The following is a 20,572-nucleotide window of genomic DNA, read 5'->3' on the forward strand; positions in this document are numbered from 1 at the left end:
GAGGTAACTCACATGACTTTCACTACTAACCTCGCAAAAACTTTTGCCCTCGTCGCCGGCATGAGCGTTGTTTCGATGTCCGCCTTCGCCGGTGGCGACGCCGCCCTCTACGGTCCCGTCGCGCCAAAAGGCTCGAGCTTTGTGCGGGTGTACAACGCCAGCAACCAGGAAGTCAGCGCCACCGTCGGCAGCACCAACCTCAACGAGGTTGCACCGCTGGCCAGCAGTGACTTCAGCTTCATGCCGGGCGGTGACTACAGCGCCAAGGTCGGCAGCCAGACCCTGCCGGTCAAGCTCGCCGCCGACCACTACTACACCCTGGTCAGCAGCGGCAGCGGCCAACCGCAACTGATCGAAGAACCGCCGTTCAAGAACAAGCAGAAATCCCTGGTGCGCGTGCAGAACCTCAGTGACAAGTCGCTGACCCTGAAAACCGCCGATGGCAAGACCGACGTGGTCCAGGCCGTGGCCGCCAAGGGCCGTGGCGAGCGCGAGATCAACCCGGTGAAGGTCAGCCTGGCGCTGTATGAAGGCGATAAAAAAGTCGGCGACGTGAAGCCGGTAGCTCTGGAACGCGGTGAGGCCGCAGTGCTGTACGTCACCGGCACCGGCGCCAACCTGTCGCCAGTGTGGGTGAAACGCCCTGTGTCGACCCGCTGATTAGATTTTCAGATTGACGCTGCCCCCTGTGGGAGCTGGCTTGCCTGCGATGCGGACAACTCGGTGTATCAGGTACACCGAGGTGATGCCATCGCGGGCAAGCCCGGCTCCCACAGGCTCTAACCAAATTTGATTCAAGGAGAAACACCATGATCCCAGTAATCCTTTCCGGTGGTAGCGGCTCACGTCTTTGGCCGCTTTCGCGTAAACAGTTTCCCAAGCAGTTCTTGGCCCTGACCGGCGAGCACACCTTGTTCCAGCAAACCCTGGAGCGCCTGGTGTTCGACGGCATGGACGCGCCCATCGTGGTGTGCAACAAGGACCACCGCTTTATCGTCAACGAGCAACTGGCTGCCCGCAAACTGGAAACCCAGCGCATCCTGATGGAGCCGTTCGGCCGCAATACCGCGCCGGCCGTGGCCCTGACGGCGATGATGCTGGTCAACGAAGGCCGCGACGAGCTGATGCTGGTGCTGCCCGCCGACCATGTGCTGGATGACCAGAAAGCCCTGCAACGCGCCCTGGCCCTGGCCACTGTGGCGGCTGAGCGTGGCGAAATGGTGCTGTTCGGTGTGCCGGCCACCCGTCCGGAGACCGGCTACGGCTATATCAAGTCGACCAACGATTCGCTGCTGCCCGAAGGCGTCAGCCGCGTGCAACAGTTCGTGGAAAAACCCGATGAAAAACGCGCCGCCGAATTCGTCAAGAGCGGTGGTTATTTCTGGAACAGCGGCATGTTCCTGTTCCGTGCCAGCCGCTTCCTCGAAGAGCTGAAAAAACACGACCCGGACATCTACGACACCTGCCTGCTGACCCTGGAACGCAGCAACCAAACCGCCGACACCATCGACATCGACGAATCCACCTTCGCCTGCTGCCCGGACAATTCCATCGACTACGCCGTGATGGAAAAAACCCAACTGGCCTGCGTGGTGCCGTTGACTGCCGGCTGGAGCGACGTGGGTTGCTGGGCATCGCTGTGGGACGTGAATGAAAAAGACGCCAACGGTAACGTCAGCAAGGGCGACGTGGTGATCCAGGACAGCAAGAACTGCATGATCCACGGCAACGGCAAGCTGGTGTCGGTGATTGGCCTGGAAAACATCGTGGTGGTGGAAACCAAGGACGCGATGATGATTGCCCACAAGGACAAGGTCCAGGGCGTCAAGCAGATGGTCAACACCCTCAACGAGCAGGGCCGCAGCGAAACCCAGAACCACTGCGAGGTGTACCGTCCATGGGGCTCGTACGACTCGGTGGATATGGGCGGGCGCTTCCAGGTCAAGCACATCTCGGTGAAACCGGGCGCGTGCCTGTCGTTGCAGATGCACCACCACCGCGCCGAACACTGGATCGTGGTCAGCGGCACCGCCGAAGTCACCTGTGACGAGAACGTGTTCCTGCTCACCGAAAACCAGTCCACCTACATCCCGATTGCCTCGGTGCACCGTTTGCGTAACCCGGGCAAGATTCCATTGGAGATTATCGAGGTGCAGTCCGGCAGCTACCTGGGTGAAGACGATATCGAACGCTTTGAAGATATCTACGGTCGATCCACGCCAATCGAGCGTGGCGTTTCGGTGAAAACCATCGCGCAGTAAACAGAGCAGCACAACAAGCCCCCGCCCCACCGACTGCGTCCCCTATCCGCAGCCGGTGGGCCGGGGGCTTTTTCTTTGGGGCCGGGGAACCCGAAGATGGTCAACTCCACCTACGCTTGGTTAGGATGCCCGTTCCGTTTTCGAGGTTGTTGCCATGTTCTTTGGTGTCTTGCTGATTATCACCTGGCTGATCCTCTTGCTGCGCTACCCCGCCAGGGCGTTGCCGGTTTCCCTCGCGGCCGCCGTCGGCCTGGGCCTGGTGGCGGTATGGGTGGTGTGGCTGGACAACCGCGAGGCCCAGCAATTGGCACGCCTGGAACTGCGTACCGTCTACGCGCCGAAAGAATGCCCCGCAGACCGCCCGCTCAAGCTCACCTTGAACAACGGCAACAACGTACCGCTGACCGAATTGCGTTGGCGCATCGCCGCGTATGCGCCGGGCGATACGGTCAACCTGGCAGACAACGTGTACGCTGCCCCGCGCTATCGCGGCCCCGGCGAACTGCAGGCCGGCGCCACCTGGGAAGACTGCCTGCCAGTGCCGCCGCTGCGCCCCGGCTACCGCCCGCAAACCCTGGAATTTCGTGCCGAGCATTTGCAAGGCAGCTTCTCTGACTGATAACGACAAAGGACTGATCCATGCCCAACGTACTGATCACCGGGTGCTCCAGTGGCATTGGCCGTGCCCTGGCGGACGCCTTCAGGCAAGCCGGCTTTGACGTGTGGGCCAGCGCCCGGCGCAGCGAGGATGTGGCGGCACTTGCCAGCGCCGGCTTTAACGCGGTGCAACTGGACGTCAACGACAGCGCTGCACTGGCGCAGTTGGCCGGGCAGGTCGGCGAGCTGGATGTGCTGATCAACAACGCCGGCTATGGCGCCATGGGTCCGTTGCTCGACGGCGGCACCCAGGCGATGCAGCAGCAATTCGAGACCAACGTATTCTCAGTGGTCGGCGTGACTCAGGCGCTGTTCCCGGCCCTGCGTCGCCGTAAAGGGTTGGTGGTGAATATCGGCAGCGTGTCCGGCGTGTTGGTCACACCGTTCGCCGGTGCGTATTGCGCCTCGAAAGCCGCAGTGCATGCCTTGAGTGATGCGTTGCGCATGGAGCTCGCACCGTTTGGCGTGCGGGTGATGGAAGTGCAGCCGGGTGCCATCGATACAAGTTTTGCAAAAAACGCCGGCACCCAGGCCGAACTGTTGATCAATGAAAAGTCGCCCTGGTGGCCACTGCGCGAAAGCATCCGCGCCCGGGCCAAGGCCTCCCAGGATCGGCCTACGCCCGCCAGCCAGTTTGCGGCAGACGTGCTCAAGGCCGTGCAACAGACCACGCCGCCGCGCCTGTTGCGCTCGGGTAATGGCTGCCGGGCACTGCCGTGGATGGCGGCGTTGCTGCCCAAGGGTTTGCTGGAGACTGTCTTGAAAAAACGCTTTGGCCTGAGCGGCCGGCTCTAAGAGCCCCCGCCTCCCCGTGGCGAGGGAGCTTGCTCCCTCGCCACACGGTTTCTCGGCTGATCAGCCTTTCATGAAATCAATGAAGGCCCGCACTTTCAGGGGCAAATGCCGGGTATCCGGGTACAACGCGTAAACCCCCTGCGGCGCAAATCGATACCCCGGCAGCAACCGCACCAAACGCCCCGCATCCAGGTCTTCCTGCACCAACCACTGGGGCAGGATCGCCACGCCGTGCCCGCGCACGGCAAACGCCTGGAGAATCGCGGCACTGTCGGCAACCAGTGAAGCCTTGCCGGGGCCTGGACGGTACAGGTGCTCATGGCCGGCCGGGTCGACCACCGTCAACTCCGTCAGCCGCCCGTGCCCCAGCTTGGGCAGTTGCTCCAGTTCTTCCAGCGTGGCGACCCCGGCAAACCCCGGTGCAGCCACGGCGAGGATTTCGTAGCTCGACAGCTGCACCGCCCGATGATTGGAGTCGAGCATCCGCCCCAATCGAATAGCCACATCGAAGCGCTCGGAGATCAGGTCGGCGTGGCTGGAGGAGGTGGATAACTGGATGTTCAATTCCGGGTGCAGGCCGCGAAAGGTTTCCACTGCCGGCACCACCACCGCCAATCCGTATTCGACGGTGGTGGTGATCCGCAATGTGCCCTTGAGCTGGCTGTGCTCCGAACGGGCCTCTTCCACCGCCAGGCGCGCTTCTTCCAGCATGCGCGTGCAGCGCAGGTAAAAGCGTTCGCCCGCATCGGTCAGTGCCAGTTGCCGAGTACTGCGGGTCAGCAGGGTCACTCCCAGTTCGGCTTCCAGGCGCTTGAGGTTGAAGCTCACCACTGCTCGCGTCTGCCCGAGGACATCAGCGGCTGCCGTCAACGAACCGGCCTCGACCACGGCCTTGAAGGTGTCGAAACGATCCAGGCTGACCATTAGCCACGCCCTCATTTGTCAAAATATTTTTGACAAACTAACAGTCAAACCGCTGTTTCCCAAGTGCCCGCACCCACCTACCCTGCCGCCATCCACAGCAGGAACTGCGCAATGACCTACCGCTCGAAAGTCACCTGGATCTTTCTACTGGGCTTCGCCCTCGACCTGGTGAACATGTTTGTCGCCACCATCGCTTACCCGGACATCGCCCGCGAGTTGCACGCCTCGGTCACGCAACTGGCATGGATCGGCAACGCCTACATGCTCGGCCTGACCGTCGTCATTCCCCTGAGTGTTTGGCTGGCGGCGCTGCTGGGTGAGCGCCGGTTGATTGCCATCAGCCTGCTGCTGTTCGGCGTAGCCTCGGTGCTGGTGGGCCAGGCCGCCTCGATTGAAGCGCTGATCGGCTGGCGCCTGTTGCAGGGCTTGGGTGGCGGCTTGTTGATTCCGGTGGGGCAAGCCTTGGCCTATCGGCATTTTCCGCCGGCAGAACGCAGCCAACTGACAGCCAGGGTCATGCTGGTGGCGCTGCTGATTCCGGCGTTGTCGCCAGCATTGGGCGGCCTGGTGGTGGACAGCGTGTCGTGGCGCTGGATCTTTTTCGCCAACCTGCCGCTGGCGCTGATCACCTTGATGTTGACCTTGCGCTGGCTGGTGGCAGACACGCCCGCGTCCACACGCCCGGCGCTGGAGCTCGGTCACGTATTGGGCCAGGCTCGCCGCCCGATGCTGCGGGTCGCGATGCTGGTTTACCTGTTCATCCCGGGGGTGTTTATCGGCACCAGCCTGGTGGCGATTCTTTATCTGCACGGTCTTGGCTTTACCGCCAGCCTCATCGGCGCGCTGATGCTGCCGTGGGCGCTGGCCTCGGGGCTGGCGATTGCCTTGAGCAAAAAACTGTTCAATCGCTGCGGGCCGAGGCCGCTGCTGCTGGCGGGCATGCTGCTGCAAGCCCTCGGCATCCTGTTGCTGATCGAGCCGCACCCGGTTGTCGTGGTGCTCGCCTACCTCCTGATGGGCCTGGGTGGCAGCCTGTGCAGCAGCACCGCGCAAACCCTGGCCTTTCTCGACATTCCGGCCGAGCGCATGGGGCATGCCAGCGCATTGTGGAACATCAATCGGCAATTGAGTTTTTGCCTCGGTGCCGCCGTGCTCAGTGGGGTGCTGGCTGCGCTGGACTCGTTCACCGTCACCTTCGCGATTGCCGCGGCGTTGACCCTGTTTCCGTTATTTGCCGTACTGTGCCTGGATGCGTCCAAGGTACGGACACTGCTTCACCCTGCCAGCGAGCCCACACGATGATTGACTACCGCGATTTTTTTGATGAAGTGATCCAGGCCCATGTCGAGATCGAGCAATGGTTTGCCGGCACAGCCCCCGAGGGAACACTGGAGGTTTTGCTGAGGCGTTTTTCGCCGGACTTTTCCATGATCACCCCGGCGGGCAAACAACTGGATTTTGCACTGCTCAACCAGCTGTTCAGCCAGGCTGGCGGCAAGCGGCCCGGGTTCAAGATCAGCCTCAGCGAGTTTGCCGGGATTGACCGACATGCCCGTGGCGCGACGGTAAGTTATCGCGAACAGCAGGTGGATGGCAGCGGTGCCCAAACCGATCGGCGATCGACCGTGGTGTTTGAAAAGCAGGCCAGTGGCGCCCTGCTGTGGCGCCACTTGCACGAGACGTTTCTACAGGCCTGACACGGTAAAAATGTGGGAGCGGGCTTGCTCGCGAATGCGGTGGATCAGTCGATATTTTCGTTGACTGACACACTGCCTTCGCGAGCAAGCACGCTCCCACATTCAGTTCTGTGTTTGATTGACGATCACGGTGCAGGTGATCCCCGCCGCCAACAGCACACCTTCCGGCACTTCATCGATATGAATCCGCACCGGCACCCGCTGGGCCAGGCGCACCCAGTTGAACGTCGGGTTCACATCGGCGATCAACTCGCGGCTCTCCGGGTTGTCCCGGTCGTAGATGCCGCGCGAAATGCTTTCCACGTGGCCCTTGAGGGTTTCGCCGCTCATCAACTGCATGTCGGCCTTGTCCCCGACTTTGACGTGGGGCAGCTTGGTTTCTTCAAAGAAGCCGTACACCCAGAACGAGTTCATATCCACCACCGCCATCTTCGCCTCGCCAATACGCGCATAGTCGCCGCGGTGCACGTTGAGGTTGGTGACGTAGCCGTCGACCGCCGCCACCACCTGGGTGCGCTTGAGGTTCAGTTGCGCCGCTTCAAGCTGGGCCAGGGCATGTTGGTAGTCGGCCAGGGCCGAGTCGGCGATGTTACTGGCGTCGTCGCGGTTTTCCTTGGAGATCACCAGGGCGTCGAGGTCGGCGCGGCGGTGGGCGTTGACCTTGCGCATCTCCCAGGTGGCCTTGCGGGAAGCCACCAGGGATTGCGCCTGCTTGACCGCAATCTGGTAATGCTCAGGGTCGATCTGCATCAGCAGGTCACCCTTTTTCACCAACTGGTTGTCACGCACCGGAACGTTGACCACTTCGCCGGTGACGTCGGCGGCGACGTTGATGATGTCGGCGCGCACCCGGCCATCGCGGGTCCAGGGAGTTTCCATGTAGTGCACCCACAACGTGCGGCCAATCCAGATCGCCAGGGCCAGTACCAGCAAGGTCGCGAGCAGGCTGAAAAACTTTTTCATCGGGGCATTCTCAACGGTAGACGGTCAGCGCCAGGGCGCCGAACAAGCAAGCGAACAGGCTCAGGCGCAGCAGCGCCGGGTGCCAGAAAAAACGGTACAGGTCAAAGCCGGCCAGGAACCGGTCAAGGGCCCAGGCCAGGCCCGCCGCGATCAGAAACATCAGGGTCATGGTGGGCATGTAGACGCCGTGGAAGGCGATTTCACGAGGCATGGGCGGGTCCTTCGGGCTTGAGGGCAGCCAGGGGTGATTGCGGGTCCAGCAATGAGGTGCGGATAAAGTGCAGGTAGCTTTTCACCCGGCGCAGGGCCGAGGTGTCGAAGTGCGGGGCGAAGGGTTCGTCGGTGGCCTGCACGCGGCTGATGGCATGGTCCACGGCGATCAGGCTGCGCTCCAGGTTGCTGGCGCTGGGTTGCAGGAACAGCCGCACCAGCGAACGGCCCATCACCCGGATCGCCTGGCGCCACGGCTGGGACTCGGCATACGCCGGGTGCACCGGCAGGATTGCCTGTTCCTTGCGCAACTCGATGATCGCGTGACCGACTTCCAGCACCACGAACATCCAGCGCAGCAGGTTGCGTTGCACCTGGGGTTGCCCGGCGGCAAAGCCGTAGGCCTGGTGCAGCAGGTCGCGGGTGCGGCTTTCGAAACCCGACGCCAGGCCCTTGAGTTTGCCGCTGATGGCGAACACCACTTGCTCGCGCAAGTCCTGCTCCAGCCGACGCCACAACCAGCGGCTGTTGGGCGGCAGGATGATCGCGCCCGCCGCCGCACACACCAGCATGCCGATGACCATGGCGATGTAGTCGTTGATGAAGGTGTAGGGGTTGTAGATCGTGAGGTTGTCCGGCACCGAGCCGGTGCTGAAGAAGATCAGCAACCCGACGCCGACTCCCGCGTACTGCGGGCGTGAAGCCAGGAACGAACCGAAGATGATCACCGGCGCGAGCATCACGCACAGCAACGGGAAACCGTCGATCCAGGGAAACACGAAGAACATTTCGACAAAGCCCACCAGCGCCCCGATCAAGGTACCGCAAGCCATTTGAAAGGCCATGCGCTTGGGGTTGGGGGTGGCGGCCGACAAACCCACCGTCGCCGCGGCGATCAGGGTCATGGTGGCGCCACTGGGCCAGGCCGTGGCCACCCAGTAACTGCCGAGCACGATCAGGATAAACGAGGCGCGAATCCCCGAGGCGGCGCAGGCCAGCCAGTTGGTTTTTGGGGTGTAGGGTTCGTCCCAGTGTTCGCGCTCGTGGCTGTGATCCGCCAGGGAGGCGTGGGTCTGGGCGTAGTTGTGCAAGTCGTCGACGAAGCGGTACAGCAGCTCATAGGCGGTGTGAAAGTCCAACAGTTCGGCGTCGCTGGGGGCGCTTTCCTGGAAGCGGGTGCGCAGGCTGCGCACCTTGGCGGGCAGGCCTTCCTTGTAGGCGTTCAACTGATTGGCCAGGCGCGCCGCATCGGGGCTGGTGAGCGCACGGCCGGAAAAACCGTCGAGCAGTTCCGCCAGGTCTTGCAGGCCCGGCTTGATCGCAGCCACCACGTGATCGGCCTCCTGGCTGCGCAGGCGCTCGAGCAATTGGTGCAAGGCGTTGAAGCGCGTGGTGATGCCCATGAACTCGCTGTTCAAGCGCGTCAGCCGGCCATTGCGCCGCCGCATGTGCGGGTCTTCGAACACGGTGATGCTGCGCAGCCCTTCCAGGCCCACGGCTTCGGCGATAAAGCGCACGTTGCTGCGTTCAAAGCCTTCGCGCTCGCTGCGACCGCGCAGGCCGTCGGTGACGAACAGCGCGAACACACCGAAGCGCTGGTACAGGGCGTTGCGCATCGCAGCGCTGGAGGTTTGCGGCAGGATCGCGGCGCTGACCAGCGTGGAGCAGACAATCCCCAACGAGATTTCCAGGACTCGCCACACCGCCGCCATAAACGCGCCGTCGGGATGGGCCAGGGCCGGCAAGCCGACCATCGCCGCGGTGTAGCCGGCCAGCACAAAACCGTAGGCGCGAAAGTTGCGATTGCGGGTCGCGCCAGCAGTGCAGATGCCGACCCAGATCGCCAGCGAACCGAGGAACAGTTCAGTGTTCTGCGTAAACAACGCGATCAGGAACACCATCACCGCCGAGCCCGCCAGGGTGCCCAGGAAGCGGTAGAAACTCTTGGCGAACACCTGGCCGCTTTGCGGCTGCATCACAATAAACACCGTGATCATCGCGGTACGCGGTTGCGGCAATTCCAGGCGCATGGCCAGCCACAGCGTCAGGAACGCCGCGATCAGCACCTTGAAGATATAGACCCAGGTCACGCCATCACTGCGCGCCCAATCGAAGAAACCACGGCGCCACTCAAGCGAGTGCAACCAGCGCAGCGGTGCAGGCAAGGGAGTCATCGCATCCTACTCAGTGATCAAACACGGCGAGGGCCGCCGGGGTCTTGCTCGGTAAGGTCTGGCTGTCCTGAGGCACATCGCTGCCGGCACCGAGGCCACCGCCCAACGCGGTCACCAGTTCGGCGTGGGCACTCAGGCGTGCAGCCTGGACCTGCTGCTGCACCTGCTGCTGGCGGAACAACAGGCTCTGGGCATTCAGCACGTTGAGGTAGTCGGTGAGGCCGCGCTGGTAGGCGATCATCGCGATGTCATAGGTTTTCTGCGCCGAGGCCACGGATTCGGCGGCGAAGGCTTGCTGCTTGTCCATCGACTCGCGGCGGATCAACTGATCGCTGATGCCCTTGAGCGCGTTGACCAGGGTCTGGTTGTAGTGCGCGACGGCGATGTCGTAGCCGGCGCTGGCTTCACCCAGTTGCGAGCGCAGGCGGCCACCGTCGAAGATCGGCAGGCTGATGGCAGGGCCGGCGGTGTAGTTGAGTTTCTTGCCGGTCAGGAAACTCAGCATCCCGCCGCCGGTGGCGACGTAGCCGAGGCTGCCCACCAGGTCGACGTTGGGGTAGAAACCGGCGTGGGCCACATCAATGCCACGGGCCTGGGCCGCCACTTGCCAGCGGCTGGCGACCACGTCCGGGCGCTGGCCGAGCAGTTCGGCGGGCAAGCTCGACGGCAGTTTCAGCGGCGCGGCCAGGGACAAGGTGGGCCGCTGCAACTGCGCGCCCGCCCCCGGCCCTTTGCCCGCCAGCGCGGCCAACTGGTTGCGACTCAGGGCGATCTGTTCATCCAGGGCGTCCAGCTGGCGATGGGTTTCCGGCAGCGGCGTCTCGGCCTGGCTGACTTCGAAGTGGGTGCCGATCCCACCATTCAAACGCTTTTGCGCAAGGTCGAGAATCTGTTGTTGCTGGGCCAGGGTGGCGGCCACGATATCGCGCTGGGCGAAGTGCAACGACAGCTGGATATAGGCGCGCACCACGTTGTTCTGCAATTCGAGCTGCGCCTGGCGCGCTTCGGCGGCGCTCATGTGGGCCATGTCCACGGCGCGCTCGGTGGCGTTGCTTTCGCGGCCCCAGAGGTCGAGGGCATAACTCAGCCCCAGGGACGCGTTGTTGTCCCAGGTGGTGGAATTGTCCAGCGCGCCCGGGCCGTAGAATTGGTCGCTGGGCCAGTTATGGCGCTTGAGCGTGGCATCACCATTGATCTGCAACGACTCGGCCGACTCGGCGATCCCGGCCATGGCCCGGGCTTCACGCACACGTGCAGCGGCCATGGCCATGCTCGGGCTGCCTTGCACGGCGAGGTCGATCCAGTGGTTGAGTTGCGGGTCGCCGTAGGCTTGCCACCATTGCGCGGTGGGCCAGTGGGCGTCCTGGGCAGCGCTTTTGATCGCCTCGTCGGTGGCCAATGAATTGGCGACGAGTGACTGGCCTTGAGGGGCAATTCCTCCGGTTCCGATGCAGCCGCTGATTGCTAACGATAAGGCCCAAACACTGAGAGTCTTCAGCTCTCTGCTGATGCGACGCGGCACTGCTGCGAATTCCTGAGAGGGTGTTGCGGGGAAGGTGGCGCAATTCTAAGGGGCGGGCCGGATGGCGATAAGGTGGGATTCTTGTGAATCTTTGTTACCGTTCAGGCGATAATCCGTTCGTAGGGATCACTGGATCCTGCAACTTCGTGTCACAATTTGCCATCTCCCCTGAGAGCACCTTAATGGACACCTTGCAAAACATGCGCGCCTTCAGTTGTGTGGCCGAAGCCGGCAGTTTTACCGCCGCCGCCGTGCAACTGGACACCACCACGGCCAACGTCTCGCGCGCGGTCTCCAACCTTGAGGCCCATCTGCAAACCCGTTTGCTCAACCGCACCACCCGCCGCATCGCCCTGACCGAGGCCGGCAAGCGCTATTTGCTGCGTTGCGAGCAGATCCTGGCGTACGTCGAGGAAGCCGAGGCCGAAGCCAGCGACGCCCACGCCCGCCCTGCCGGGCAGTTGAAGGTGCACACCATGACCGGCATCGGCCAGCACTTCGTGATCGATGCGATTGCCCGCTACCGCCGCACCCACCCGGACGTGACCTTTGACCTGACCATGGCCAACCGCGTGCCGGACCTGCTGGATGAGGGTTACGACGTGTCCATCGTGCTCGCCAGCGAGTTGCCGGATTCGGGGTTTGTCTCGCAGCGCCTGGGGATAACTTACAGCATCGCCTGTGCCTCGCCGGCCTACGTCAAGGCCAACGGCTGCGCGCAACGGCCCAGCGACCTGCTCAACCACGCGTGCCTGCGCCTGGTCAGCCCGGTGATTCAGCTGGATAAATGGTCGTTCAATGGCCCGGAAGGCCAGGAAAGTGTGGCGATCAACAGCTCACCGTTCCTGGTGAACTCGGCGGATGCGATGAAAACCGCGATCACCAGCGGCATGGGCGTTGGCCTGTTGCCGGTGTATGCGGCGATTGAAGGGCTGCGCAACGGCACCCTGGTGCGGGTGATGCCCAACTACCGCTCCCAGGAGCTCAACCTGTACGCCATCTACCCGTCGCGCCAATACCTGGATGCGAAGATCAAGACGTGGGTGGAATACCTGCGCAGTTCCCTGCCGGAAATCATGGCCGCGCATCAGGCGGAACTGGCGGCCTATGAGCTAAGTGGCAGTTTGGGCGGGGTACGACTGAGTAACTGAGGGGGGCAGCCGCTACACCGGCAGCGTAATGCCAAAGGTGTTGCCGCCGCCCTCGCTGCGCACAAACACATCTCCGCCGTGCATCAACGCGATCGCCTTGACGATCGCCAGTCCCAACCCGTGATTCGCCCCACTATTGCTGCGGGACGCGTCCACCCGATAGAACCGCTCGAACAACCGGGGCAGATGCTCGCTGGCAATCTCATCGCCCGGGTTGGTCACCCCGATCGCCACGTGGTCCTCCAGCACTTCGATCTTCACCTCGATCACCTGGCCAGGCGCCGTATGCTGCACCGCATTGCTCAACAGGTTGATCAACGCCCGGCGCAAGTGCGCCTTCTCGATCTGCACCTGGGCATCGCCGGTCACACGCACCTGCACCTGGGCGTCCTCGAGGATAAAGTCCAGGTAGTCCAGGGTGGTCGCCACTTCATCCGCCAGCGAACTGGTGATCAGCTTGGTGGCCTTGCTGCCCTGGTCTGCACTGGCCAGGAACAGCATGTCATTGATGATCGAGCGCAGCCGTTCCAGCTCTTCGAGGTTCGATTGCAGCACCTCGAAATAATGCTCGGCCGAACGCCCACGGGTCAGCGCCACCTGGGTCTGGCCGATCAGGTTGGTCAGCGGCGAGCGCAGCTCATGGGCCACATCGGCGTTGAATGACTCCAGGCGCGAATAGGCCTGTTCCACCCGGTCGAGGGTCGAGTTGAAGGAGTTGACGAACTGCTTCAGCTCCGGCGGCAATGGCGACAATTGCAGGCGCCCGGAGAGTTTCGGCGGTGCAAGCTTCTGCGCCTCGTCCGACAGCTTGATCAGCGGCTTGAGACCGATGCGCGCCACCCAGAACCCCAGCAGCGAGGCCAGCAGCACGCCGACAAACGCCAGGCCGATCAGCGCCACCAGCAGTTGATGCTGGGTGGCGCGGAAGTTCTCGGTGTCGACCGCGATCAGGAAACGCAGCGGCGGGCGCTGCTCCTTGGCTGGAAACTGGCTGACCAATACTTTGAACGGGTAGGCATGGCCCGGCAGGCGCAAGTCGCGCTTGCCGGTCGGGCCGGCGGCGAAGGCGCGAATCTGCGCGTCCGGGTTGCCGTATTCGTAGGTCGGGTCGCTGCTCACCACCCAGAAGCGAATGCGCTTGTCTTCCTCTCCCAACAACTTGAGCTTGGCGGTGATCTTCGCCCAATGGTCCGGCGTACCGAAGCGATTGACCGAAGACTCCAGCACGCTGTAGCGCGCATCCAGCTCGGCCCCCGGCAGCAGGCCCAGGCCTTTGTCCACCTGCTGGTACAGCGCGCCGCCGATCAACAGGAAGATCAGCAGCGCCACCAGGGTGAACATGCCGCTCAGGCGCAGGGCGATGGAGTTAGCCGACACTGCGGTTCTCCAGCACGTACCCCATGCCACGGATGGTGTGCAGCAGTTTCTGTTCGAACGGCCCGTCGAGCTTGGCCCGCAGGCGTTTGATCGCTACTTCCACCACATTCGCGTCACTGTCGAAATTGATGTCCCAGACCATTTCCGCAATCGAGGTCTTGGACAGGATTTCACCCTGGCGCCGGGCCAATACGCTGAGCAGCGAGAACTCCTTGGCGGTCAGGTCCAGGCGAACGCCGTTGCGACTGGCCTTGCGGCTGATCAGGTCGATCCACAGGTCGGCGATGGTCACCTGCACCGGCTCATGCCCGCCACTGCGACGGGTAAGGGCTTGCAAGCGCGCCACCAGTTCGAGGAACGAGAACGGCTTGCCGAGGTAATCATCCGCGCCTTCGCGCAGGCCGCGAATACGGTCTTCCACGCGCTCGCGGGCGGTGAGCATGATCACCGGCGTCTGCTTGCGCGCCCGCAGCGCGCGCAATACACCAAAGCCATCCAGGCCGGGCAGCATCACGTCGAGCACGATGACCGCGTAATCGTTCTCCAGGGCCAGGTGCAACCCTTCGACGCCTTCACGGGCGACGTCGACGGTATAGCCTTGCTCCGTCAGGCCGCGGTGCAGGTAGTCGGCGGTTTTTTCTTCGTCTTCAATAATCAGTACACGCATGAGCCTTTTGTTCCAGGACGGGGCCTCAGCCTCAGTGTGTGATTGCCAGCTGGGGAGCTGGTTTGGGTCTGTGGAAAAACTTCTCGAGGTACAAGTATATGACCGGTGTGGTGAACAGCGTCAGCGCCTGGCTCACCAGCAACCCGCCCACCACCGCGATACCCAGCGGCTGGCGCATTTCCGCGCCGGGGCCGGAGCCCAGCATCAGCGGCACCGCACCCAGCAGGGCGGCCAGGGTGGTCATGATGATCGGCCGGAACCGCGTGACACACGCCTCATAAATCGCTTCCTCGGGCGGCAGGCCGCGTACGCGCTGGGCGTCCAGGGCGAAGTCGATCATCAGGATACCGTTCTTCTTCACGATCCCGATCAGCAGCACCAGGCCGATCAACGCCATGATCGAAAAGTCCTGGCCCATCAGTGACAACATGATCAGCGCCCCCAACCCCGCCGACGGCAAGGTGGAGATGATCGTCAGCGGGTGCACGAAGCTCTCGTACAGCACACCCAGGATAATGTAAACCGCCACCAGTGCCGCGAGGATCAGCCAGGGCTGGCTGGCCAATGAACTCTGGAACGCCTGGGCCGCGCCCTGGAAGTTGCCGATGATAGTGGTCGGCATGCCGATTTCATTCTTCGCCTGGTTGAGCAGGATCACCGCATCGCCCAACGCGACGCCGGGTGCCAGGTTGAACGATAGGTTGGCCGCCGGGAACATGCCGTCATGGCTGATGGACAAGGGCCCGACGGTGGGCGGGTCGACCTTGGCCACCGCCGACAGCGGCACCATCTCGTTGGTCAGCGGCGAGCGCAGGTAGAAGTAGTTCAGGCTTTCGGCCTTGCCGCGTTGCTGGGTGTCCAGTTCCAGCACCACCTGGTACTGGTTGATCTCGGTCTGGAATTCGTTGATCTGGCGCTGGCCGAAGGCGTCGTACAGTGCCTGGTCCACATCGGTGGCGGTGAGGCCAAACCGCGCGGCGGCCTGACGGTCGATGCTGATGTGGGTGATGCTGCCGCCCAGCTGCAAGTCGTTGGACAGGTCGCGGAACGCCGGGTTGGCCCGCAGTTTTTCGGTGAGGCGCTGGGTCCAGGTATTCAGGGTCGGGCCATCATTGCTCTTGAGCACGTACTGGTACTGGGCGCGGCTGGGGCCGGAGCTTAAGTTGATGTCCTGGCCGGCCCGCAGGTACAGGACGATGCCCGGCACTTTCGCCAGTTTCGGGCGGATCCGGTCGATAAACTGGCTGGCCGACACGTCGCGATCCCCGCGATCTTTCAAGGCAATCCAGAACCGGCCGTTGGCGATGGTCTGGTTGCTGCCGGTCACACCCACCGAATGGGAGAACGCTTCCACCGCCGGGTCATCCTTGACGATCTCGGCGATTGCCTTGTGCTTGGCGACCATGTCCGGGAACGACACGTCGGCCGCCGCTTCGCTGGTGCCGAGGACGAAGCCGGTGTCTTGTACCGGAAAGAAACCCTTGGGGATAAACACGTAGCCGACCACGGCCAGGGCCAGGGTCACCATGAAGATCGCGGCCATGGTGCGTTGATGGGCCAGGGCGCGGCGCAGATTGCGCGCATAGCCGGCCAGCAGGCGTTCGCTGAAACCGGGTTTGTCGTGGGCATGATGGGTTGGTGCGCGCATGAACAATGCGGCCAGGGTCGGCGCCAGGGTCAGCGAGACCACCACCGAAATCAGGATGGTCGAGGTGGCTGTCAAGGCAAACTCCTTGAACAACCGCCCCACGACACCGCCCATGAACAGCAGCGGGATAAACGCCGCCACCAGCGAGAAGCTGATGGAGACCACGGTAAAACCGATTTCACCCGCGCCCTTGATCGCGGCTTCGCGCTTGTCGAGGCCCGCCTCCAGGTGGCGGTGAATGTTCTCCACCACCACGATCGCATCGTCCACCACAAACCCCACGGCGATCACGATCGCCACCAGGGTCAGGTTGTTCAGGCTGAAGCCCATCAGGTACATCAGGGCAAAACTGGCCACCAGCGACACGCCGAGCACGCTGGACACGATCAACGTGGCCGACAGCTGGCGCAGGAACAGCGCCATCACCGCCACCACCAGCAGGATGGCGATCAGCAGGGTCACTTCCACTTCATGCAGGGACGCGCGGATGGTCTTGGTGCGGTCGGTCAACACGCTGACCTGCACCGAGGCCGGCAGCATGGCTTGCAGGCGCGGCAGTTCGGCTTGAATGCGGTCCACGGTCTCGACGATATTCGCGCCGGGCTGGCGGGAGATCACCAGGTTGACGCCTGGGGTGTCGCCGGACCAGGCCTGCACGTAGGCGTTTTCCGAGCCGTTGATGACTTTGGCGATATCCCGCAGCTGTACAGGTGCCCCGTCCTTGTAGGACACGATCAGTTGGGCGTAATCCTCGGGGTGGAACAACTGGTCGTTGGTCGAGAGGGTCGACACGCTGTTCTCGCCGTAGATCGCGCCCTTGGCCAGGTTCAGGCTCGATTGCTGGATCGCCAGGCGCACGTCCGCCAGGGTCAGGCCGATGGCCGCGAGTTTATCGGCCGACGCCTGCACCCGGATGGCCGGGCGTTGCTGGCCGGTAATGTTGATCTGGCCGACCCCGTCGATCTGGCTGATCTGCCGGGCCAGCAGGGTTTCCACGTAGTCGCTCAGCTCGGTGCTGGGCATGCTGTCGGAACTGACGCTGAGGATCAGCACCGGGCTGTCCGCCGGGTTGACTTTCTTCCAGGTCGGCAGGCTCGGCATGTCGCTGGGCAGTTTGCCGGACGCGGTGTTGATCGCCGCCTGCACTTCCTGGGCGGCGGTGTCGATGCTCTTGGTGAGAGTGAATTGCAGGGTCAGCAGGCTGGAGCCCAAGGCGCTGCTGGAGGTCATCTGGGTCATGCCGGGGATGGCGCTGAATTGCACCTCCAGCGGCGTTGCCACGGATGAGGCCATGGTGTCCGGGCTGGCGCCGGGCAGCGTGGCGCTGACCTGGATCGTCGGAAATTCCGCTTCCGGCAGTGGGGCGATGGCCAGGCGTGGAAAGGCAATCATCCCGAGCAATACCAAAGCGAAGGTCAGCAGCAAGGTGGCGACCGGGTGGTCGACGCACCAGGCCGATGGCGAACGACTGCCGCTCATGGCTGCACCTTGGCATCAACGGTCTGGATCACCTGCGGCGGCTCCTTGAGCACATCGACCTGGGCGCCCGCCTTGAGCCGGGACTGGCCGTCGCTGACCAGCACATCGCCGGCCTGCACACCCTGGAGGATGTTCATGTCGCTGTTCTGGTACAGCACCTGCACCGGCACCACCTCAACCTTGTCACCCTTGAGCCGGTACACGAAGTGCGAATCCAGGCCGCGTTGCACCACGGTAGGCGGCACCACCAGGGCATTCTTGTGCAGGGCGGTCTGGATGCGGATCGTCACCAACTGCCCCGGCCAGAGTTTCTGTGCGCCGTTGCTGAACTCGGCCTTGGCGCGGATGGTGCCGGTGGTGCCGCTGATCTGGTTGTCGATCAGGCTCAGGCGGCCCTCCCCCAGCAGGTCGCCGGTCTGGCCGTCGGTGTCGGCGCCCATGTAGGCGTTGACGTCGGCGGGCAGTTGCGCGGCGATCAGGCCTTGCAGGGTCGGCAGCATCTGTTGCGGCAGGGAGAACTCGACGGCAATGGGGTCGATCTGGGTCACGGAGAACAGGCCCTGGGTGTCGCTCATGCGCAGGAAGTTGCCTTCATCCACTGTGCGAATCCCGACGCGACCGGTAACCGGCGAGCGAATCTGGGTGTACGAAAGCTGCACCTGGGCCGAATCAATCGCGGCCTGGTTGCCTTGGGCCGTGGCCTTGAGCTGGTTGACCAGGGCTTGTTGCTGGTCATAGGTCTGCTTGGACACGCCGTCGTCGATGCTCAGTTCCTTGTAGCGCTTGAGGTTGACCAGCGCGACTTGCAGTTGCGCCTGGCTTTCCCCGAGTTGCGCCTTGGCCTGGTCCAGGCTGGCGCGGATCGAGCGGTCATCAATGGTCGCCAGCAGGTCACCGGCCTTCACCAGTTGACCTTCCTTGACCAGCAATTTGGTGAGGATGCCGTCGATCTGCGGGCGAATCACCACACTGTGCAACGACAGCACCGAGCCGATGCCGCTGACAAACCGCGGGATGTCCTGCTGTTTGACGCTGATCACCCGCACCGGGATCGCCGACGATGCGGTCAGTTTGGTCTTGGCCGGGCGGGTCACCACCCAGGCAACCACGGCCAGTACCACAAGGACGCCCAAGATCAAGGCAGGTTTTCGTTGAATGTGCATGGGGTGAGGCGCCAGGGCAAAGGATCGGAAGAATGAAGGCTCTTTATAGCCCGCCAACCGGGTCAGCAAAGTGACTGCTAACTGACAGCGCCGTCAGTAAAGTCCGACCATTCGTACGAGCAGTGGTTAAAGATCCGAGGCGCGCAGGTATACTGCGCGGCGGTGTGGCCTGCAAGTCGGGCCCGCGTCATTTTCAGTACTCCCCGGAGCTTCCATGAATTCCCTGACACAACCCGCTGTTGAAGCGGTCGACATCGACCAACAGGCCAACCCTGACAGCGTCGAAGGCGAAACCAAGGCCGAGATCCCGGCGTTCAAGTTTCCGTTCAAGCCGGGCGAACTGGCCGGGGCGAAAAACGCCAGCCAGCCGTGGTACAAAAACGGCGCCAAGAACGGCCACACCAAGAGCCCGGGCATGGCGCCTCCCGGCACCCGTCGCTCGATGGGCAAGCGCTGACCGGTAATAAATCCTCCGCAATGGAGATTTATGCCTACAACAGTTACTGACCTTTCGCCTTGTAGGCCTGCGGCCAATTCTTGAAAGCTTGCATGACACCCGCTTGCCCCGACTCTTTCGCTCGGGGCTGGACGTGGTAAAGCTGGTTTTCTGGAAAAGGACGTCCCCTGTGGTTCTGATACGCACCTGTGTCGTGCTGTTGTTGTCGCTGATGGCCAGCGTTTTCTCCACCACTGCGGCCAGCGGTCAACCACGGCATGAAATTCGTTTCGCCGTTGCTGCGCAATTTCCACCCTTCCAAAGCCGCAATCAACATGGCCAGCTTGCAGGGCTGAACATCGAGCTGGGCAATGCCCTGTGCATACAGCTCAATGTGCGGTGTACCTGGGTCGACCAGGTCCTTGTGGAAAACTTCCCCGCCCTTGAAGCCAGGCAATTCGACGCGATCATGGGCATGGCCGCTACACTGAAACGGCGCCAGCGGGTGAATTTCACCGATAACCTTTATCCGATCACCACGCGCCTGGTGGCTCGCAAGACATCGGGGTTGAAGCCGACCCCACGGTCACTGAAGGGCAAGCGCGTGGGCGTTCTGGTGGGCAGCAACCGCGAAGCCTTCGCCCTGTCGAAGTGGGCGCCCAAGGGGGTCATCGTCAAGGCATTCTGGCGCAATGACGAGTTGATCCGCAGCCTGCTGGCAGGCGACATCGATGCAACATTGCAAGGCACCGTGGAAATCCGTGAGGCGCTGCTCGACACCGCTGATGGTCAGGTTTTCGACTTCCTCGGCCCTCACGTCTCCACCGAACTGCTGGGTAACGGCGTGGCGATCGCACTGCGCAAGCCCGACACCGCCTTGCGCAGCGCCCTCAATCACGCCCTCGAGCAACTGAAGCAGAGCGGCGAATACCAACGCATCATCGAGCCCTACCGGCTGGACGCGCCGCTCTCCAGACCGTAATGGCCAATTAATTGCGCGGAACATGAGCTGGATCAGTATTTGCCCAACCGGTGCGCTTAGAGTCGACGCCCTGCCGACTCCTCCAACAATCACGAGCGCGCTTTTCCATGAAGATCAATCTGCCGGTCACCGGTCGAAATGTGGATTTTGCCCCCGACGCCAATATCCTCTCGACCACCGACCTGACCAGCGCAATTACCTACGCCAACCAGGACTTCATCGATATCAGCGGCTACACCCGCGAGGAGCTGCTGGGCACGCCGCACAACCTGCTGCGTCACCCGGACATGCCGGCCGCGGCGTTTGCGCACATGTGGCAGGTATTGAAAAGCGGTCGCTCGTGGATGGGTATGGTGAAAAATCGCTGCAAGAACGGCGATCACTATTGGGTCAGTGCCTATGCCACGCCGGTCACCCGGGACGGCGTGACGGTGGAGTATCAATCGGTGCGCACCAAGCCCGATGC

The 20,572-nt window shown here is 62.7% G+C and carries 18 protein-coding genes and 1 pseudogene; 10 read left to right on the forward strand and 9 right to left on the reverse strand.

The features are described 5' to 3' along the window. Window positions 1-12 precede the first annotated feature (12 nt). The 4 genes from ACW9I6_RS01955 (at window position 13) to ACW9I6_RS01970 (ending at window position 3,713) form a co-directional block, all read left to right on the forward strand. On the forward strand, window positions 13-660 hold the full coding sequence (locus tag ACW9I6_RS01955; protein WP_008434181.1) for an alginate O-acetyltransferase AlgF: 648 nt from the start codon (window positions 13-15) through the stop codon (window positions 658-660). 149 nt (window positions 661-809) lie between these two features. Next, entirely contained in the window at window positions 810-2,261 is a 1,452-nt protein-coding gene (locus tag ACW9I6_RS01960; protein ID WP_003216275.1) for a mannose-1-phosphate guanylyltransferase/mannose-6-phosphate isomerase, read from the forward strand. A gap of 154 nt (window positions 2,262-2,415) precedes the next feature. Continuing rightward, window positions 2,416-2,880: a hypothetical protein gene (locus tag ACW9I6_RS01965; RefSeq protein WP_003216273.1), complete on the forward strand. Its 465-nt coding sequence runs from the start codon at window positions 2,416-2,418 to the stop codon at window positions 2,878-2,880. 20 nt (window positions 2,881-2,900) lie between these two features. Beyond that, window positions 2,901-3,713 carry an SDR family oxidoreductase gene (locus tag ACW9I6_RS01970; RefSeq protein ID WP_457338790.1) on the forward strand — a complete coding sequence of 271 codons (813 nt, stop codon included), beginning with the start codon at window positions 2,901-2,903 and terminating at the stop codon, window positions 3,711-3,713. A 60-nt stretch (window positions 3,714-3,773) separates the two neighbouring features. On the opposite strand, the gene ACW9I6_RS01975 is transcribed toward ACW9I6_RS01970, so the two are convergent. Next, window positions 3,774-4,637: a LysR family transcriptional regulator gene (locus tag ACW9I6_RS01975; protein WP_177044397.1), complete on the reverse strand. Its 864-nt coding sequence runs from the start codon at window positions 4,635-4,637 to the stop codon at window positions 3,774-3,776. 111 nt (window positions 4,638-4,748) lie between these two features. On the opposite strand from ACW9I6_RS01975, the gene ACW9I6_RS01980 reads away from it, so the two are divergent. Beyond that, a complete protein-coding gene (locus ACW9I6_RS01980; protein WP_457338791.1) occupies window positions 4,749-5,939 on the forward strand; it encodes an MFS transporter in 1,191 nt (396 codons plus the stop codon). Continuing rightward, on the forward strand, window positions 5,936-6,334 hold the full coding sequence (locus ACW9I6_RS01985) for a hypothetical protein (protein ID WP_003216266.1): 399 nt from the start codon (window positions 5,936-5,938) through the stop codon (window positions 6,332-6,334). Before ACW9I6_RS01980 ends, ACW9I6_RS01985 begins: the two co-directional genes overlap by 4 nt. Before the next feature lie 102 nt (window positions 6,335-6,436). On the opposite strand, the gene ACW9I6_RS01990 is transcribed toward ACW9I6_RS01985, so the two are convergent. Genes ACW9I6_RS01990 through ACW9I6_RS02005 form a run of 4 tightly spaced genes read right to left on the reverse strand, consistent with a single transcriptional unit; the run spans window position 6,437 to window position 11,203 of the window. Then, window positions 6,437-7,297, reverse strand: a complete 861-nt coding sequence (locus tag ACW9I6_RS01990; RefSeq protein WP_087692839.1) for an efflux RND transporter periplasmic adaptor subunit — start codon at window positions 7,295-7,297, stop codon at window positions 6,437-6,439. 10 nt (window positions 7,298-7,307) lie between these two features. After that, window positions 7,308-7,508, reverse strand: coding sequence for a DUF1656 domain-containing protein (locus ACW9I6_RS01995; RefSeq protein ID WP_003216262.1), 201 nt, complete (start codon window positions 7,506-7,508; stop codon window positions 7,308-7,310). Next, on the reverse strand, window positions 7,498-9,681 hold the full coding sequence (locus ACW9I6_RS02000) for an FUSC family protein (protein ID WP_457338792.1): 2,184 nt from the start codon (window positions 9,679-9,681) through the stop codon (window positions 7,498-7,500). Before ACW9I6_RS02000 ends, ACW9I6_RS01995 begins: the two co-directional genes overlap by 11 nt. Before the next feature lie 10 nt (window positions 9,682-9,691). Beyond that, window positions 9,692-11,203 (reverse strand): efflux transporter outer membrane subunit, encoded by a 1,512-nt coding sequence (locus ACW9I6_RS02005; RefSeq protein WP_032899258.1) that lies wholly within the window; start codon window positions 11,201-11,203, stop codon window positions 9,692-9,694. Between the two features lie 182 nt (window positions 11,204-11,385). Between ACW9I6_RS02005 and ACW9I6_RS02010 the strand changes: the two genes are divergently transcribed. After that, a complete protein-coding gene (locus ACW9I6_RS02010; protein ID WP_003216257.1) occupies window positions 11,386-12,354 on the forward strand; it encodes a LysR family transcriptional regulator in 969 nt (322 codons plus the stop codon). Between the two features lie 12 nt (window positions 12,355-12,366). On the opposite strand, the gene ACW9I6_RS02015 is transcribed toward ACW9I6_RS02010, so the two are convergent. The 4 genes from ACW9I6_RS02015 to ACW9I6_RS02030 are packed head-to-tail and all read right to left on the reverse strand — an operon-like array spanning window position 12,367 to window position 18,688. Then, on the reverse strand, window positions 12,367-13,731 hold the full coding sequence (locus tag ACW9I6_RS02015; protein WP_003216256.1) for a heavy metal sensor histidine kinase: 1,365 nt from the start codon (window positions 13,729-13,731) through the stop codon (window positions 12,367-12,369). Further along, entirely contained in the window at window positions 13,721-14,398 is a 678-nt protein-coding gene (locus ACW9I6_RS02020) for a heavy metal response regulator transcription factor (RefSeq protein ID WP_003216255.1), read from the reverse strand. Before ACW9I6_RS02020 ends, ACW9I6_RS02015 begins: the two co-directional genes overlap by 11 nt. A 31-nt stretch (window positions 14,399-14,429) precedes the next feature. After that, window positions 14,430-17,525 (reverse strand): multidrug efflux RND transporter permease subunit, encoded by a 3,096-nt coding sequence (locus tag ACW9I6_RS02025; RefSeq protein ID WP_008434191.1) that lies wholly within the window; start codon window positions 17,523-17,525, stop codon window positions 14,430-14,432. After that, window positions 17,522-18,688, reverse strand: a complete 1,167-nt coding sequence (locus ACW9I6_RS02030; protein WP_457338793.1) for an efflux RND transporter periplasmic adaptor subunit — start codon at window positions 18,686-18,688, stop codon at window positions 17,522-17,524. Before ACW9I6_RS02030 ends, ACW9I6_RS02025 begins: the two co-directional genes overlap by 4 nt. Before the next feature lie 214 nt (window positions 18,689-18,902). On the opposite strand from ACW9I6_RS02030, the gene ACW9I6_RS02035 reads away from it, so the two are divergent. The 3 genes and pseudogenes from ACW9I6_RS02035 to ACW9I6_RS02045 form a co-directional block, all read left to right on the forward strand. Then, a complete protein-coding gene (locus ACW9I6_RS02035; protein ID WP_457338794.1) occupies window positions 18,903-19,145 on the forward strand; it encodes a hypothetical protein in 243 nt (80 codons plus the stop codon). A gap of 169 nt (window positions 19,146-19,314) precedes the next feature. Continuing rightward, complete coding sequence (locus ACW9I6_RS02040; RefSeq protein ID WP_457338795.1) at window positions 19,315-20,106, forward strand: transporter substrate-binding domain-containing protein; 792 nt, start codon at window positions 19,315-19,317, stop codon at window positions 20,104-20,106. A 107-nt stretch (window positions 20,107-20,213) separates the two neighbouring features. Beyond that, a pseudogene (locus tag ACW9I6_RS02045) lies at window positions 20,214-20,495 on the forward strand (PAS domain-containing protein); the annotation flags it as partial. Between the last annotated feature and the right edge of the window lie 77 nt (window positions 20,496-20,572).

Source organism: Pseudomonas sp. SDO5522_S412 (genome assembly GCF_054071215.1).

Coding starts and splice junctions, on each gene's coding strand:
- ACW9I6_RS02035 (WP_457338794.1), top strand. CDS start 18,903: ATGAATTCCCTGACACAACCCGCTGTTGAAGCGGTCGACATCGACCAA.
- ACW9I6_RS02020 (WP_003216255.1), bottom strand. CDS start 14,398: ATGCGTGTACTGATTATTGAAGACGAAGAAAAAACCGCCGACTACCTG.
- ACW9I6_RS01975 (WP_177044397.1), bottom strand. CDS start 4,637: ATGGTCAGCCTGGATCGTTTCGACACCTTCAAGGCCGTGGTCGAGGCC.
- ACW9I6_RS01960 (WP_003216275.1), top strand. CDS start 810: ATGATCCCAGTAATCCTTTCCGGTGGTAGCGGCTCACGTCTTTGGCCG.
- ACW9I6_RS01990 (WP_087692839.1), bottom strand. CDS start 7,297: ATGAAAAAGTTTTTCAGCCTGCTCGCGACCTTGCTGGTACTGGCCCTG.
- ACW9I6_RS01955 (WP_008434181.1), top strand. CDS start 13: ATGACTTTCACTACTAACCTCGCAAAAACTTTTGCCCTCGTCGCCGGC.
- ACW9I6_RS01965 (WP_003216273.1), top strand. CDS start 2,416: ATGTTCTTTGGTGTCTTGCTGATTATCACCTGGCTGATCCTCTTGCTG.
- ACW9I6_RS01995 (WP_003216262.1), bottom strand. CDS start 7,508: ATGCCTCGTGAAATCGCCTTCCACGGCGTCTACATGCCCACCATGACC.
- ACW9I6_RS01985 (WP_003216266.1), top strand. CDS start 5,936: ATGATTGACTACCGCGATTTTTTTGATGAAGTGATCCAGGCCCATGTC.
- ACW9I6_RS01970 (WP_457338790.1), top strand. CDS start 2,901: ATGCCCAACGTACTGATCACCGGGTGCTCCAGTGGCATTGGCCGTGCC.
- ACW9I6_RS02000 (WP_457338792.1), bottom strand. CDS start 9,681: ATGACTCCCTTGCCTGCACCGCTGCGCTGGTTGCACTCGCTTGAGTGG.
- ACW9I6_RS01980 (WP_457338791.1), top strand. CDS start 4,749: ATGACCTACCGCTCGAAAGTCACCTGGATCTTTCTACTGGGCTTCGCC.
- ACW9I6_RS02010 (WP_003216257.1), top strand. CDS start 11,386: ATGGACACCTTGCAAAACATGCGCGCCTTCAGTTGTGTGGCCGAAGCC.
- ACW9I6_RS02030 (WP_457338793.1), bottom strand. CDS start 18,688: ATGCACATTCAACGAAAACCTGCCTTGATCTTGGGCGTCCTTGTGGTA.
- ACW9I6_RS02025 (WP_008434191.1), bottom strand. CDS start 17,525: ATGAGCGGCAGTCGTTCGCCATCGGCCTGGTGCGTCGACCACCCGGTC.